Origin of the sequence: Stutzerimonas stutzeri, assembly GCF_002890895.1 — a bacterium.
GTDB classification, from domain to species: Bacteria; Pseudomonadota; Gammaproteobacteria; order Pseudomonadales; family Pseudomonadaceae; genus Stutzerimonas; species Stutzerimonas stutzeri_AB.
Window position 1 is genome coordinate 275660 of record NZ_POUL01000004.1, and the last position, 15119, is coordinate 290778.

Annotated in this window: 10 protein-coding genes; 5 read left to right on the top strand and 5 right to left on the bottom strand. The window is 59.6% G+C overall.

Annotated elements, in window-relative coordinates; all coding sequences use genetic code 11:
* Positions 1 to 87: 87 nt before the first annotated feature.
* A complete protein-coding gene (locus CXK96_RS09615; RefSeq protein WP_102836237.1) occupies positions 88 to 4935 on the top strand; it encodes an NAD-glutamate dehydrogenase in 4848 nt (1615 codons plus the stop codon).
* Positions 4936 to 5069: 134 nt separating this feature from the next.
* Here CXK96_RS09615 and CXK96_RS09620 read toward each other — a convergent pair whose 3' ends face one another.
* A complete protein-coding gene (locus CXK96_RS09620) occupies positions 5070 to 5993 on the bottom strand; it encodes a DUF6685 family protein (RefSeq protein WP_102836238.1) in 924 nt (307 codons plus the stop codon).
* 168 nt (positions 5994 to 6161) lie between these two features.
* Here CXK96_RS09620 and CXK96_RS09625 point away from each other — a divergent pair, with 168 nt between their 5' ends.
* Positions 6162 to 6383, top strand: coding sequence for a DUF2835 domain-containing protein (locus CXK96_RS09625; RefSeq protein ID WP_102836239.1), 222 nt, complete (start codon positions 6162 to 6164; stop codon positions 6381 to 6383).
* Between the two features lie 107 nt (positions 6384 to 6490).
* A complete protein-coding gene (locus CXK96_RS09630) occupies positions 6491 to 7531 on the top strand; it encodes a quinone-dependent dihydroorotate dehydrogenase (protein WP_102836240.1) in 1041 nt (346 codons plus the stop codon).
* A gap of 90 nt (positions 7532 to 7621) precedes the next feature.
* Here CXK96_RS09630 and rmf read toward each other — a convergent pair whose 3' ends face one another.
* Complete coding sequence (gene rmf, locus CXK96_RS09635) at positions 7622 to 7837, bottom strand: ribosome modulation factor (RefSeq protein WP_082082129.1); 216 nt, start codon at positions 7835 to 7837, stop codon at positions 7622 to 7624.
* 352 nt (positions 7838 to 8189) lie between these two features.
* On the opposite strand from rmf, the gene rlmKL reads away from it, so the two are divergent.
* Positions 8190 to 10370 (top strand): bifunctional 23S rRNA (guanine(2069)-N(7))-methyltransferase RlmK/23S rRNA (guanine(2445)-N(2))-methyltransferase RlmL, encoded by a 2181-nt coding sequence (gene rlmKL, locus CXK96_RS09640; RefSeq protein WP_102836241.1) that lies wholly within the window; start codon positions 8190 to 8192, stop codon positions 10368 to 10370.
* 132 nt (positions 10371 to 10502) lie between these two features.
* Here rlmKL and dacB read toward each other — a convergent pair whose 3' ends face one another.
* The gene (gene dacB, locus CXK96_RS09645; protein WP_180981511.1) at positions 10503 to 12011 is read right to left on the bottom strand and encodes a D-alanyl-D-alanine carboxypeptidase/D-alanyl-D-alanine endopeptidase; all 1509 of its coding nucleotides are present in this window, start codon (positions 12009 to 12011) and stop codon (positions 10503 to 10505) included.
* Between the two features lie 233 nt (positions 12012 to 12244).
* On the opposite strand from dacB, the gene CXK96_RS09650 reads away from it, so the two are divergent.
* Entirely contained in the window at positions 12245 to 12589 is a 345-nt protein-coding gene (locus CXK96_RS09650) for a YggL family protein (protein ID WP_102836242.1), read from the top strand.
* Here CXK96_RS09650 and CXK96_RS09655 read toward each other — a convergent pair.
* On the bottom strand, positions 12579 to 13673 hold the full coding sequence (locus tag CXK96_RS09655; RefSeq protein ID WP_102836419.1) for an FUSC family protein: 1095 nt from the start codon (positions 13671 to 13673) through the stop codon (positions 12579 to 12581). The genes CXK96_RS09650 and CXK96_RS09655 overlap by 11 nt on opposite strands.
* 5 nt (positions 13674 to 13678) lie before the next feature.
* The gene (locus CXK96_RS09660) at positions 13679 to 15010 is read right to left on the bottom strand and encodes a deoxyguanosinetriphosphate triphosphohydrolase (RefSeq protein ID WP_102836243.1); all 1332 of its coding nucleotides are present in this window, start codon (positions 15008 to 15010) and stop codon (positions 13679 to 13681) included.
* Positions 15011 to 15119 lie beyond the last annotated feature (109 nt).

The following is a 15119-nucleotide window of genomic DNA, read 5'->3' on the forward strand; positions in this document are numbered from 1 at the left end:
TGAACTAACGTTGAACTTACAGGTTGCGTTGCCGGTCAGGTCCCGCGACTGCCCTAGTCGAATTCCAAGCCAGAATGGAGCGAAAAAATGGCGTTCTTTACAGCTGCCAGCAAAGCCGATTTTCAGCAACAACTGAAAGTGGCCCTGGCACAGCATGTCGACGAGAAACTCCTGCCACAAGTGGGGCTCTTCGCCGAACAGTTTTTCGGAATCGTCGCATTGCCCGAGCTGACTCAGCGGCGCATGACCGACCTGGTCGGCTCAACGCTGGCGAGTTGGCGGTTGTTGGAGCGCTTCGACCCAAGCAGTCCTGTTGTCCAGGTGTTCAACCCCGATTATGAAAAGCACGGTTGGCAATCGACCCACAGCGTGGTCGAGGTACTGCACCCGGACATGCCGTTTCTGGTCGACTCGGTGCGCATGGAGCTTACCCGTCGTGGCTATGCCATTCACACCCTGCAGAACAGCGTATTGCAGGTCCGCCGGGACGGTGACGGCAGCTTGGTCGAATTGCTGCCGAAGGGCAGTTCGGGTGAAGGCAGCGGCGCCGAGTCGCTGATATTTGTCGAGATCGATCGCTGCGCCAGTGCGGCGGCCTTGCACGAGCTGGAGCAGTCGCTGCACGGCGTTCTGGCTGACGTCCGTCTGACCGTCAGTGATTTTCCGGCGATGAAGGCGAAGGCCGAAGAGCATCATGCGCGTCTGGCCATGCTGCAACCGGCCGATCACGCCCAGCTGGCTGAGAGCATGGACTTCATGCGCTGGCTGGCCGAAGACCATTTCACCTTCCTGGGGTATGAGGAATTCACGGTTGTCGAACAGGGGGAGGGCGGCCGCATCATTTATGACGAGGCGTCCCTGTTGGGGCTGTCGCGAAATCTGCGCACCGGCCTTGAAGCAGACGATCAACTGATCATGCCGCCAGCGTTGGCCTATCTGCAGGAGCCGCTGCTGCTGTCGTTCGCCAAGGCGGCTACTCCCAGCCGGGTGCATCGGCCGGCATATCCGGATTTCGTCTCCATACGCGAATTCGATGAGCAGGGTCGCGTAACCCGGGAATGCCGCTTCCTCGGGCTCTTTACCTCCTCGGTCTATACCCAGAGCGTGCGTCGGATACCCTACATTCGCAGCAAGGTGGCAGAGGTCATCCAGCGTTCGCATTTCGATGATTCGGCGCATCTGGCCAAGGAGCTGACTCAGGTTCTCGAAGTGCTGCCGCGCGACGAACTGTTTCAGATGACGCTCGACCAGCTGTTCAGCACAGCCATCGCCATCGTGCAGATCCAGGAGCGCAACAAGCTGCGCCTGTTCCTGCGTATCGATCCCTATGGACGCTTCTGCTATTGCCTGGCGTACGTTCCCCGCGACAGTTATTCGACCGAAACCCGCTTGCGCATCCAGCAGGTTCTGGTAGACCGCCTGGAAGCCAGCGGCTGTGAGTTTTCCACCTACTTCTCCGAGTCTGTGCTGATCCGCGTGCAGTTCCTGCTGCGTCTGGACCCGAGCAAGCAGGTGCAGTTCGATCCGGTCCAGCTGGAAAACGAGGTGGTCCAAGCTTGCCGAACCTGGCAGGACGACTACTCGAGCGTAGTCATTGAGCGCTTCGGCGAAGCCCAGGGCACCGGGATACTTGCTGATTTCCCGAAAGGCTTCCCCGCGGGATACCGTGAACGTTTCGCGCCGCATTCGGCGGCTGTGGATATGCAGCACGTGCTCAGCCTCAGCGAGCAGCGCCCGTTGGTGATGAGCTTCTACCAGCCGATCACGGCGGTGGAAAATCGCCTGCACTGCAAGCTCTATCACCTGAACACGTCGCTGCCGTTGTCGGACATGTTGCCGATCCTCGAGAACCTCGGGCTACGCGTGCTAGGCGAGTTTCCGTTCCACCTGCGGCGCAAGGATGGCCGCGAATACTGGATTCACGACTTTGCGTTCACCTACGCAGAGGGGCTCGAAATTGATCTCATGGAGATCAATGAACCGCTGCAGGATGCCTTCATCGCGATCAACAACTGTCAGGCGGAGAACGATGCGTTCAACCGGCTGGTCCTGACCGCCGGGCTGACCTGGCGCGAGGTCGCGTTGCTACGCGCCTATGGCCGCTACCTGAAGCAGATCCGCATGGGCTTCGACCTGGGCTATATCGCCAGCGCTTTGCTCAACCACACCGACATCGCTCGTGAGCTGGTGCGGCTGTTCAAGATGCGCTTCTACCTGGCGCGCAAACTCGGCGAAGAAGATCTTGCCGACAAGCAGGCGCGGCTGGAGCAGGCGATCATCACGGCGCTGGATGACGTGGCGGTGCTCAATGAAGACCGCATCCTTCGGCGCTACCTGGCCCTGATCAAAGCGACGCTGCGGACGAATTTTTATCAGATGGACGCGGCCGGCAAGCCGAAGAGCTACTTCAGCTTCAAGCTCGATCCGCGGTCGATCCCCGAGATGCCACGGCCGGCGCCGAAATTCGAGATCTTTGTTTATTCACCTCGCGTCGAAGGTGTCCATCTGCGTGGCGGCAAGGTCGCGCGCGGCGGCTTGCGCTGGTCCGATCGTGAAGAAGACTACCGCACCGAGGTGCTGGGCCTGGTCAAGGCACAGCAGGTGAAGAACGCGATCATCGTGCCCGGAGGGGCCAAGGGTGGTTTTGTGCCACGTCGTCTGCCTACCAATGGGTCTCGTGACGAGGTGCTGGCCGAGGGCATTGCCTGCTATCGAATCTTCATCAGCGGCCTGCTGGACATCACTGACAATCTCAAAGACGGCAACGTCGTACCGCCGGCCAACGTGCTTCGCTACGACGAGGACGACCCCTATCTCGTCGTGGCGGCCGACAAGGGCACCGCAACCTTCTCCGACATCGCCAACGGCATCGCTGCGGAGTACGACTTCTGGTTGGGCGACGCCTTCGCGTCCGGTGGATCCGCCGGCTATGACCACAAGAAAATGGGTATCACCGCCAAGGGCGCATGGGTCTCAGTGCAGCGGCACTTCCGCGAGCGTGGCATCGATGTGCAGCGCGACAACGTCAGCGTGATCGGCATTGGCGACATGGCTGGTGACGTGTTCGGCAATGGCTTGCTGATGTCCGAAACCTTGCAGCTAGTGGCTGCCTTCAACCACCTGCACATTTTTATCGATCCCGATCCGGACGCTGCGCGCAGCTTTGTCGAGCGCCAACGCCTGTTCGATCTGCCGCGCTCATCCTGGACCGACTACGATGCATCGCTGATCTCCGCGGGAGGCGGCGTGTTCCCTCGCTCGGCCAAGCGTATCGCGATCACGCCGCAGATGAAGGCGCGTTTCGACATCGAAGCGGATCAGCTGACCCCGGCCGAGCTCATCCACGCGTTGCTCAAGGCACCGGTGGATCTGCTCTGGAACGGAGGCATCGGAACCTATGTGAAGAGCACTGCGGAAACTCATGCAGACGTGGGCGACAAGGCCAACGACATCCTGCGGGTCAACGGCAACGAGCTGCGAGCCAAGGTTATCGGCGAAGGCGGCAACCTGGGCATCACTCAGCTGGGACGCGTCGAATACTGCTTGCATGGCGGTGCCGCTAACACGGACTTCATCGACAACGCTGGCGGGGTGAACTGCTCCGACCATGAGGTCAACATCAAGATTCTGCTGAATGAGATCGTTAGTGCCGGGGACATGACCGGCAAGCAGCGTGACCAGTTGCTGTTCGAGATGACCGACGCGGTGGCCGAATTGGTGCTGCACGACAATTACAAGCAGACCCAGGCGCTGTCGCAGGCTGAGCATCGCGCTCATGAGGGCGGCAGTGAGTACAAGCGACTGATCAGTTCCCTGGAAGCCGATGGTCTTCTGGATCGTGCGCTTGAGTTCCTGCCTGGCGATGAAATGCTGGCTGAGCGCGCGAATCTGGGCAAGGGTTTGACCCGGCCTGAGCTGTCGGTGCTGATTTCATACAGCAAGATCGAGCTGAAGGAAGCACTGTTGCAATCGCGCGTGCCGGATGACGCCTATCTGGCACGCGAAATGGAGAGCGCATTTCCGCAGTTGCTGGCCGAGCAGTATCGCCCGGCGATGCTGCAGCACCGTCTCAAACGCGAGATCGTCAGCACTCAGATCGCCAACGACCTGATCAACAACATGGGCATCACCTTCGTTCAGAGGCTCAGAGAGGCTACAGGCCTGAGCGCCGCCAACGTGGCGGGCGCTTACGTGATCGTGCGGGATATCTTCCATCTGCCTCATTGGTTCCGACAGATCGAAGCGCTGGATTACAAGGTTCCGTCTGAACTGCAGCTCAACCTCATGGATGAACTGATGCGGCTGGGACGGCGGGCGACCCGTTGGTTCCTGCGCAATCGTCGCAGTGAGCTGGATGCGGCACGAGACGTCGGGCACTTTGGGCCGCGCGTCGCAGCGCTCGGCTTGAAACTCGACGCGCTGCTGCAGGGCGGAACTCGCGACCTTTGGCAAGCGCGCTACGAGCGCTACACCGACGCAGGTGTGCCCGAGTTGCTGGCCCGGATGGTCGCGGGCACCAACCATCTGTACACGCTGTTGCCGATACTGGAGGCCGCTGATGAAACCGGGCAGCCACCTGCTGAGGTCGCAGCGGCTTACTTCGCCGTGGGCGGTGCGCTGGAGTTACCCTGGTACCTGCAGCAGGTCACCGGTCTGCCGGTGGAAAACAATTGGCAAGCGCTGGCTAGGGAAGGTTTCCGCGATGATCTGGACAGTCAGCAGCGCGCTATCACCGTGTCGGTGTTGCAGATGAGCGACGCGCCTGACGATCTCGATGCTCGCGTTCAGCTATGGTTGGAGCAGCGGGAATATCAGGTCGAGCGTTGGCGGCGAATGCTGGTCGAACTGCGCAGTGCCAGTAGCGTGGATTACGCCATGTATGCTGTCGCCGGTCGCGAGCTGCAAGACCTCGCGTTGGAAAGCGCCAGACGCTAGTTGTGATATGCCGCTGGGTTTCCTGGCGGCTGTTACGCGAAATGAAACGCCGATGTCTATGCATCGGCGTTTTGCGTCATGGAGGCGGTGTTGGGCAGGGGGCTCGTGAGCTTCGTGGCAGTGGCGTTGCTGGATCAGTCGGTATGTACGGCCCGGTTGCCAAGGCGGAACCGAGTGATCTGTGGCAGGTCGCGCAAGTAGCGCACCATGTCCGGAGCACCGGCGAGCTTAAGCCCTTCTCCCAAAGCATTCGCAGCAGGTTGCCGCTTGTCCAGCAGAAGTAGCTCTGAGTTATTCGCGTTGCGCAGCAGCGTCAAGCGAGCATAGGGAATCTTTGCCTCAAGCAGCAGCCCCATGAAGGCGCGATCGCTCCAGGCTTGTGCCGGCATCGTGACGGCATGGTATTCGCTGTCGAGTGCCTGTAATCCGGCTGCATCAAGCCGGTAATCAGTGAGTTCGCAGGGCAGGTTGACCTCCAGCCCCCGCAACCGTGCATAGGCGATGGCGCTGGCGAAGGCTTCAGCATGGTGCTCACCGCTCCAGTAAATCCGCTCGCCAAGCCAGCTGGCTTGGCGAAGCTCGATCGGGGCCTGTGTCTGGAATTCAGGCAATGCGGAGGTGATGGTCCGCACGAAGTCCTTGTAACTGATGACCCGTAGCTGACGGCAGGCGGGTGTGGCGGCAAGCGCCTCGAACGTCGGATAGGTCGCTTCGTCGGGGCTTTGCCCGCCGAGGCCGTCGACCTGTCGCAAATCGAGCGCCGGGTAGGCGCTGCGCTCCTGGCGCACGAGCCGTGTCAACGCTGCATGAGCCTTGGCTTTGTCTTCCTGAATGGGGCCGGAAAGGGCGCTTCTCGGTAAATCGACGAATCGTTGCAGGCAAGGGCCGTCGTTCCAGAAGATGCTCGGCGCCGGCTCCGAGAGGGGAGCAAATGGCAAGCTGATCTGGCTGGCGTGCTCAAGGATCTGGCGCGGTGATTTGCCGGTTAATCCAAGGCGTTGGGCAAATCTGACGATTCGGGAAGTCACGGGCGGCATCGGCTCGGGCAGGCCCATCATGGAAGACGAACGCATAGGGCAACGGTCGAAGTGTGGCAGAGCCGTGCGCCCCGTGCACCGTATTTGCCGAGCTTTTGTTTATAGAATTGGGGATCTCGGTTCAATGACAGATCACTGTCCGAGAGCCGATATGGCAACATCGCTGCGTTGATCAATGAGGGAGCCTCCATGCCAAGCCTCTTGCTGGATATTGCACTGCCCGCCGAAAAACTGCTGGCGGTCTATCAGGGGCGCGCCAATCGTATCCTGATCAAAAGCCGGGAAGGGACGAGCGTCAGCTTGCCGGCACATCACCTGCGACCCTTTCTGACAACGGCGGGCGTGTTTGGTTCATTCGAGATGGAGTTTGCGCCTGAAGGCAAACTGATTCGCTTGCGACGGGTTGATTAGGCGCGCTTCGTCGAGCAATTCGATCACGGGCGCCACGTTGTAGCCCGCTGCGCGCGATGCCCGCCTGCTATACTCTCGCGCCACACTTTCCAGGATCTAGGCTGCGTATGTATAACCTGGCCCGCCAGCTACTTTTCAAGTTTACGCCCGAGACGTCTCATGAGCTGTCGCTCGATCTTATTGGCGCGGGCGGCCGTCTAGGCCTTAACAACATGTTGAATAAGTCTCCGGCGAGCTTGCCGGTGCGGGTGATGGGGTTGGATTTCCCGAACCCTGTTGGGCTGGCGGCGGGGCTGGACAAAAACGGCGAGGCGATCTGCGGAATGTCGCAGCTGGGATTTGGATTTGTCGAGGTGGGTACTGTCACGCCGAGGCCACAACCAGGAAATCCCAAACCGCGTATTTTCCGGTTGCCCGAGGCCGAAGCAATTATCAACCGTATGGGCTTCAACAATCATGGCGTCGACGCGCTGCTGGAAAGGGTCGACGCGGCTCGTTTCAAGGGCATCTTGGGCATCAACATCGGCAAGAACTTCGACACCCCGGTCGAGCGCGCTCAGGATGATTACTTGCTGTGCCTGGACAAGGTCTATCACCAGGCGAGCTATGTCACAGTGAACGTCAGTTCGCCCAATACACCAGGGCTGCGTAGCCTGCAGTTCGGGGACTCGCTCAAGCAACTGCTCGATGCGCTTGGTCAGCGCCGCGAAGACCTCGAAGTGCTCCATGGAAAGCGTGTTCCGCTGGCCATCAAGATCGCGCCCGACATGACCGATGAGGAAACCCGACTGGTTGCCGAAGCGGTATTCCAGGCCGGCATGGATGCAATCATTGCGACCAACACAACGCTTGGCCGTGACGGCGTGGCGGGTCTTGCGCACGCCGACGAAGCGGGAGGGCTTTCCGGGGCCCCTGTTCGTGAAAAGAGCACCCATACCGTCCGTGTGTTGGCACAAACTCTGGCGGGCCGCCTGCCTATCATTGCCGTCGGTGGTATTACGCAAGGGCAGCATGCGGCAGAGAAGATCGATGCCGGCGCAAGTCTTGTGCAGCTCTACACGGGGTTCATCTATAAGGGGCCAGCGCTGATTCGCGAGGCGGTGGACGCCATCGCTGCGCTGCAATCTCAGAAGGGTGCGAATCGTTAATCTGTGCTGCGGTGGGGCTCCCGATGGGAGCCCCGGGCTTCAAGCCCGCCGCCCGGATGGGGCGTGCTAGTCGAAGTCGGTGTGATTGTGTCAGCCGACCGCGTGAAGTTCGTTCAATCGATGAATGCCGGCTGCGCCGGTCAGACCGTCCCAGTTGTCGCCGCGACCCTCCCGCCAGCCGTTAATCCAGGCTTGGCGTACCTCGGGATGAGAAAAAGGACAGAGATCGCGAGATTTACCGTGTATGCCATGCTGATAACCGCGTAGAAATGCTCGTTCCATCGGATCACGCTTGAGTCTTCTCATTGGGTATTGCCCTCAGTGGTTGACTGGTGTTTCCGTTGTCCTCATGGCGAGGTCGGCAGATAGACTGCCAGTGAAGCCCGCTGCCGGCGTGGCGGGTTCTTCCGGCATCGTTGCGATTCCGGACTGAGTCGAGTTCTAACCCAATGACTGCCAAGCGGGAATGATCGTTTTGTAATAAGTAAGTCACCAAACCGTGGTGCCGCCCATAAGGCAGGCGGGGAGCGCTCCCCGCACTGCCAAAGTGGTACCGCAGCGTCTGCTTCGCGACGAAAGACAGCCGCAAACCGCCCGAACATCGACACGAGATCTGGGAGAGTGCTCAACCGGATCGAACAAATTAACTGGACATGCCATGACTGATCGCCACGAACTTATCCTCACCTGCCCAAAAGGGCTCGAGGGCCTGTTGCTCGAAGAAGCCAAGGAGCTCGGGCTCGAGGAGGCGCGTGAGCAGACCGCCGCGATTCGCGGCTTTGCCAGCATGGAGGTCGCCTACCGACTATGCCTGTGGTCTCGGCTGGCCAACAGGGTGTTGTTGGTGATCGAGCGTTTTTCCACGGTGAATGCCGAAACCCTCTATGAGGGAGTTCATCAGGTCGACTGGGCGGAGCATCTCGCAGCAACGGGTAGTCTGGCGGTTGAGTTCAGCGGCCATGGCTCCGGGATCGACAACACTCACTTTGGCGCTCTGAAGGTCAAGGATGCCATTGTCGATCGGCTACGCACCGCAAGCGGTGAGCGACCCAGTGTCGACAAGCTGAACCCGGACCTGCGCATCCACCTGCGTCTTGATCGGGGGCAGGCAGTGCTGTCCCTGGATCTGTCCGGGCATAGCCTGCACCAGCGTGGCTACCGTCTTCAGCAGGGTGCGGCTCCGCTCAAGGAGAACCTTGCGGCAGCCGTACTGATCCGTGCGGGTTGGCCTCGCATCGCTGCTGCTGGCGGCGCTCTGACCGACCCAATGTGTGGCGTCGGCACCTTCCTAGTCGAAGGCGCGATGATAGCGGCGGACATCGCCCCTAATCTTCGCCGTGAGCGCTGGGGGTTCAGTGCCTGGCTCGGCCATGTGCCTGCTCTGTGGAGTCGCCTGCACGCCGAAGCCCAGGCGCGTGCCGAGGCGGGCATGGCCCGACCGCCGCTGTGGATTCGAGGTTACGAGGCGGACCCGCGCCTGATCCAGCCGGCAAAGAACAACATCGAGCGCGCTGGACTGGCGAGCTGGATCCGTGTTTACCAAGGCGATGTAGCGACGTTCGAGCCTAGACCGAATCAACATCAGAAGGGTCTGGTCATCTGCAACCCACCGTATGGTGAGCGCCTGGGCGATGAGGCGAGTCTGGTCTACTTGTATCAGAACCTTGGCGAGCGACTGCGCCAGGCCTGTCTCGGCTGGGAGGCTGCGGTGCTGACGTCAGCCCCGGATCTGGGCAAGCGCATGGGCATCCGTAGCCACAAGCAATACGCTTTCTGGAACGGGGCTCTGCCTTGCAAGCTGTTGTTGATCAAAGTCGAGCTGGATCAGTTCGTCACTGGTCAGCGAGCGGCCACCGCTGAAAGCAAGAGCGAAGAGAAACCCGCAGCGGAATTGGCGCGCCTCAGTGAGGGCGGGCAGATGTTCGCCAACCGGCTGCAGAAGAATCTGAAGCTGCTCGGTAAGTGGGCTCGCAAGCAAGGCATTCAATGCTATCGCTTGTACGATGCAGACATGCCTGAGTATGCCTTGGCCATTGATCTCTACGGCGACTGGGTGCATGTACAGGAATACGCGCCACCGCGCTCGATCGATCCCGAGAAAGCCCAGGCACGACTCTACGACGCCCTAGGCGCTATCCCGCAAGCTTTGGGTGTTCCCCAGGACCGGGTGGTGGTCAAGCGTCGTGAGCGCCAGAGCGGAACGCGGCAGTACGAGCGCCAAGCCACTCAAGGCACCTTTGTTGAGGTCACAGAGGGCGACGTCAAGCTGCTGGTGAATCTCACCGATTACCTCGATACCGGGCTGTTTCTCGACCACCGGCCGATGCGCCAGCGCATTGCGCGCGAAGCGGCAGGCAAGCGCTTCTTGAACCTGTATTGCTACACCGCAACCGCGACGGTTCACGCCGCAAAGGGCGGCGCTCGCAGCACGACGAGTGTCGACCTGTCAAAAACCTATCTGGATTGGGCACGGCGCAATCTGGCGCTCAATGGCCTGTCGGATCGACAGCGTTTGGAGCAGGCCGATGTCATGGCGTGGTTGGAGGAGGACCGTGGCGAATACGATCTGATCTTTATCGACCCGCCAACATTCTCCAACTCGAAGCGCATGGAAGGGGTGTTCGATGTCCAGCGTGATCATGTCGCCTTGCTCGACCTGGCGATGGCAAGACTCGCCGCTGGCGGCACGCTGTATTTTTCCAACAACTTTCGCAAATTCGTCCTCGATCCGGGCGTTGCCGAGCGCTACGCCGTGGAGGAAATTACCGGCGCCACTCTGGATGAAGATTTCCGCCGCAACAGCAAGATTCACCGCGCCTGGAAACTCCAAGCGCGCTGATCTGTTAGGGAAGGTGCCGCGTTTCGGTATCCACCGGCATCGCATTACGCAGCTGATTCGCTGCGCCAGTGATCCAGCGTTGTTGTTTCAATTCAGTGCCGAAGTGATGTCGCGACGGCGGCACTGAACGGACTAGCGTTGCGCGGTGTTTTCGTTGCCGGGACGGTTATAGAGACTGACCAACACCTGGTCCAGCACCGAGGAAGCGCCCCACGGGCGAGGATGGTTGAGGATTGCGACAACAGCCCAGGTATTGCCGTCGTTGTCGCGGCTATACCCAGCGATCGCACGCACCGTGTTCAGCGTTCCGGTCTTGACGTGAGCCTTGCCGGCAACCCCTGTATTACGAAGCCGCTTGCGCATTGTGCCGTCCACCGCTGCCAAGGGCATCGATGAAATGAATTCGGCGGCGTATGGGCTTTTCCATGCGGCTTGTAGCAAGCTGGCCAGCTCTCGCGCGCTGACGCGTTCGGCCCGCGACAGGCCAGATCCGTTCTCGATGACCAGATGCGGCGAAATCAACCCCTTTCTTGCCAGCCACTGGCGTATCACACGCTGTGCGGCCATGGAGTCATCTGCATCCGCTTCGTTACGGAACTCAGCACCCAAGCTCAGGAACAACTGTCGTGCCATGGTGTTGTTGCTGTACTTGTTGATGTCGCGAATGATCTCCACCAGATCTGGCGAATAAGCTCGCGCGATCATCTTGGCGTCAGCTGCCACCGGTGCTACTCGATCCTCACCGAGAATGGTGCCGCCAAGCTCTTTCCAGATCGCGCGAACGGCACCGGCGGCGTAGCGCTGATGGTCCAGTACTGAAAGGTAGGTTTGTCCGCTGCATCCAGCCGGGAGCTTGCCCGTGACCACCACGGTCACCCCTTTACCGTTTTCGATCGGGTTGTAGCGGATGTCGGGCCATCCCGGGCATTTTGCTTTTGGTAAGGCCTGAATGCGATTGTCGATCTGAACTGTGGCGATTGGCGGTTCAACCAGAACCTTCACGTTCCCGCCATCGTTGCGGGCAATGAAACGAAGTGCCTTGAGGTTGACCAACAACGCATCCGGTCCGACCAGGAAAGGCTTGTTCTTGTCATTACCGTCGTCGTCGAATACTGGCAGCGTGGGTTGCACGAAATGGCTGCGGTCGAGGACAAGATCACCGGTAACGGTCTCGACGCCATTGGCCCGCAGGTCCCGCAGCAACAACCAGAGCTTCTCCATGTTGAGCTTTGGATCACCGCCGCCCTTGAGGTAAAGGTTGCCGTTCAGCGTGCCGTTCTCAATCGGCCCGTCAGAATAGAATTCTGTTTTCCACTGATGGTTGGGTCCGAGCAGTTCCAACGCGGCGTACGTCGTGACTAGCTTCATGGTCGAAGCAGGGTTCACTGAGACATCCGCATTAACAAAGGTGGGTGATCCGGTGCCGTTGAGTGGAAGCATGACTACGGAAAGGGCGCTGGTTTCGATCTTGTTTGTCTTGAGTGCCTGTACCACGCGGCTTGGTAAGGTCTGATTGACCGTTTCGGCGAAGGCCGGAATCACTAGTGGCAGCGTCAGCGCGGCAGCGGCGAGGCGGGACCGCAACTGACGGGTCGCGCGGCTCCGGTTGGCTGGTGCAGACAGGCTCGAAATCAATGACATAGCGGTTCCCTACAGCGTTCAGGGAAAAGAGGGCGGGCTATTATGCCCACGTCCGAGAAGTGACATGCTTCTCATCCGACAAGCGTAGACGTCTGGCTCGTCTCCCTGCAAACAAAGATAAGCAAGTAATCAGCGGTCGGAGTATCGGCCACCAGGCCGGCGCTGCAATCGCACAAGCCTCCTGTTGCTGTTAGAGTGCGCGCCGTCATCATCGTTATCTAAGGACCGAATCAATGGCTACCAATCGCTCGCGTCGTTTGCGCAAAAAACTTTGTGTCGACGAATTCCAGGAACTGGGTTTCGAGGTCAGTCTGACCTACCGTGACGGCCTTGAGGCCAAGGCGGTCGATGCGTTTCTTGAAGCCTTCCTGAACGAAGCCATCGAAACCAATGGTCTGGGCTATGTTGGTGGCGAGGATTACGGTTTCGTCTGCCTCGCAAGCCGTGGCTCGGTCAACGAAGAGCAGCGCGGTCAGGTCGATGCTTGGCTCAAGAGTCGCAACGAACTGTCCGAATTCAACGTAAGCCCGTTGATGGACGTTTGGTACCCGGAAAACGAGATCAACGCTAAGGCATGATCGAGTCATCCTTGCCCTGATCGGTTACGGCTGTTTGCCTGGATCTGCGCAATGCAATCCGGGTGACCAGCCGACGCAGTAGATACATCAGCAAGGTAACAGACAGCGCCACGCCGACCCCGATGGCGGCGTTAATCAGGCGCAACTGTGGCAATTCCCAGTCTTGCGCCAAGGTTTCGGCCAGCAACAGAAAGCTCAAGGTTGTTTGCAGGACAAACAAGCCATAGTGATGTGCCTGGAATGCCCTGCTGAGCATTACGAGCGGCAACATGATCATCACCATCATGGGCGGGTCGGCCAGACTGTGGCCCATGTAGATCAGTATTGCTGCTGCACAGAAGATTCCAATGCCGGCCTGTAGGGCGCGAATGAGGCTGCGTTGCAGGTCCATCTGCAGCGTGGTGAACACCGCTAGTGTCAGCCAGTAGCCGCGTGGCAGATCTGCCAGGGTAACGATCAGGCCGCCAGTCGCCGCAGCCAGAATGTAAGTGATCGCGTGCAGCCGCCATTGGCGGATTGGCGTACGCCGCGCCCGGCGACGTAACACTTTCACCATGCTCAACAGTCGCGGCATGTAAGGCCACATGCGCAGGCCATGCATGCCTCGGAGACCGAACGCCAGAAGGGTGACCCAGAGGCCTCCGAGGGCGAACAGCGCCGCAATGGCCTGAGGATTATTAAAGTCCCCGATGCCATGCTGACCTTGGCCTAGACACAAGCAAATCGCCAGGCCTATGCCGAGCTTACCGGCCTCGCTGCCATATCGCTGCAGCCACGCTAGCAGCAATCCATAAAAGGCAAACAGGCCGAGGCTGACAAGCGGGTGGGGGGCTGACCAGAAGCCGAGCCCAGCGCTCCCAGCGCCAAGCCCGATCAAGAGCAGCATTCGCAGCATGCCGAGGCGGTGGAGCGGGTTCGCCTTGGCTGCCTGGAACGCGCCGACTGTTGCCCAAAGGAAACCTGGATGCCCGCTGAATAAACCGAGCAGCAGGGGCAGGGCACAACCCAGGCCGGCGACCGCGGCAGCTCCCCAGGCGGGGCGGCCAGGTTGCCAGCCGATAACCTTCCATGGCGACCTCTTCATCAGGCTCACGTAGGGCTCGAGCGTCCGGTCATTTCGCTGGCCATCTCGGTCGCGTAGCTGTCGGTCATGCCTGCGATGAAGTCGATCATTCGAACAAATGCCTGATACAGCGGCCAATGAGGATCTGGCGCATTATTGCCGAGCAGATCCAGGATGCGGCGATTCTTGAACGATGGCGTTCGACCGCCGTGTTGCTCAAGCGCTGCACCGCAGAATGCGTTTAGCAGTATTTCTAGGGTGGTATAGGCGCCAATCTCATGCAGAGTTTTGCGCTTGTCTTGGAAAATCTTTTCCCGGGCCAGAGCCTTGGCCTGCAGAACGCATTGTTTGGCTGGACCATGCATATGTTCAACCAGATCTCCCGCGAGGCATCCCGTCAGCAGCGCTTGCTGCTGTTCAACGAACGCTTCGGCGGCAGCGTTGGTCAAGTGCTCGATGGCTTTGCCTCTGAGGATCGCCAGCTTGCGTCGACGTGAGCCTTCGGGGCCGAGTTGCCGGTATGTTTCAGGTACGTCATCGCCCACCAGATTCAGCAGTAGGGCTTCCACCTCGGCGTATTCCAGAAGGTCCATTTCAAGCCCATCTTCAAGATCGATGAGCCCGTAACAAATGTCGTCCGCAGCCTCCATAAGATACACAAGGGGATGACGCGCCCACCGTTGTTCGTCCAGCTTCGGTAGGCCGAGTTTGGCTGCTATCTGCTCCAATAGCGGCAGTTCGTTCTGGTAGCAACCAAACTTGTGTTTTTTATAGCCAAGCGCTTCGGCGTGGCGTGATGTCCAGGGGTACTTGAGGTAGGTCCCTAGCGTTGCGTAGGTGAGGCGCGTTCCGCCATCGAACTGGTGATATTCGAGTTGTGTAAGTACCCTGAAGCCTTGGGCGTTGCCTTCAAAATTGAGAAAATCGGCACGTTCGGCATCGCTCATGTCGTCCAGCCAGCCACGCGCGGCCGACTGTTGAAACCAGTGGCGTATTGCATCCTCTCCAGAGTGGCCAAACGGTGGATTACCGATGTCGTGCGCTAAGCACGCGGACTGGATAACCATGCCAAGGTCTGCCGGGCTGCACCATGCAGGCATATCATCCCGAAGAACTTCACCCACCCGCATGCCGAGCGAGCGGCCGACGCAGCTGACTTCCAGCGAGTGGGTAAGGCGCGTATGAATGTGGTCGTTGCTTGAAACCGGATGCACTTGAGTCTTACGTCCAAGCCGGCGGAACGCTCCAGAGAAGATGATTCTGTCGTGGTCCTTGTGAAACGGGCTTCGACCAAGCTCTTCATTGCTGTGTACGGATTTTCCGAGCCGCTCTCGATTCAGCAGCGTGTGCCAGTCCAAAGAGCAATCTCCTTGATGTCGCCAGATGGGGGCGGCTTGCCAGCGCAGCAGCTTGCTCGACGCACGCAACCGAACCGCCCAATAACCAATCAGTAACTGGCTGTCAGCC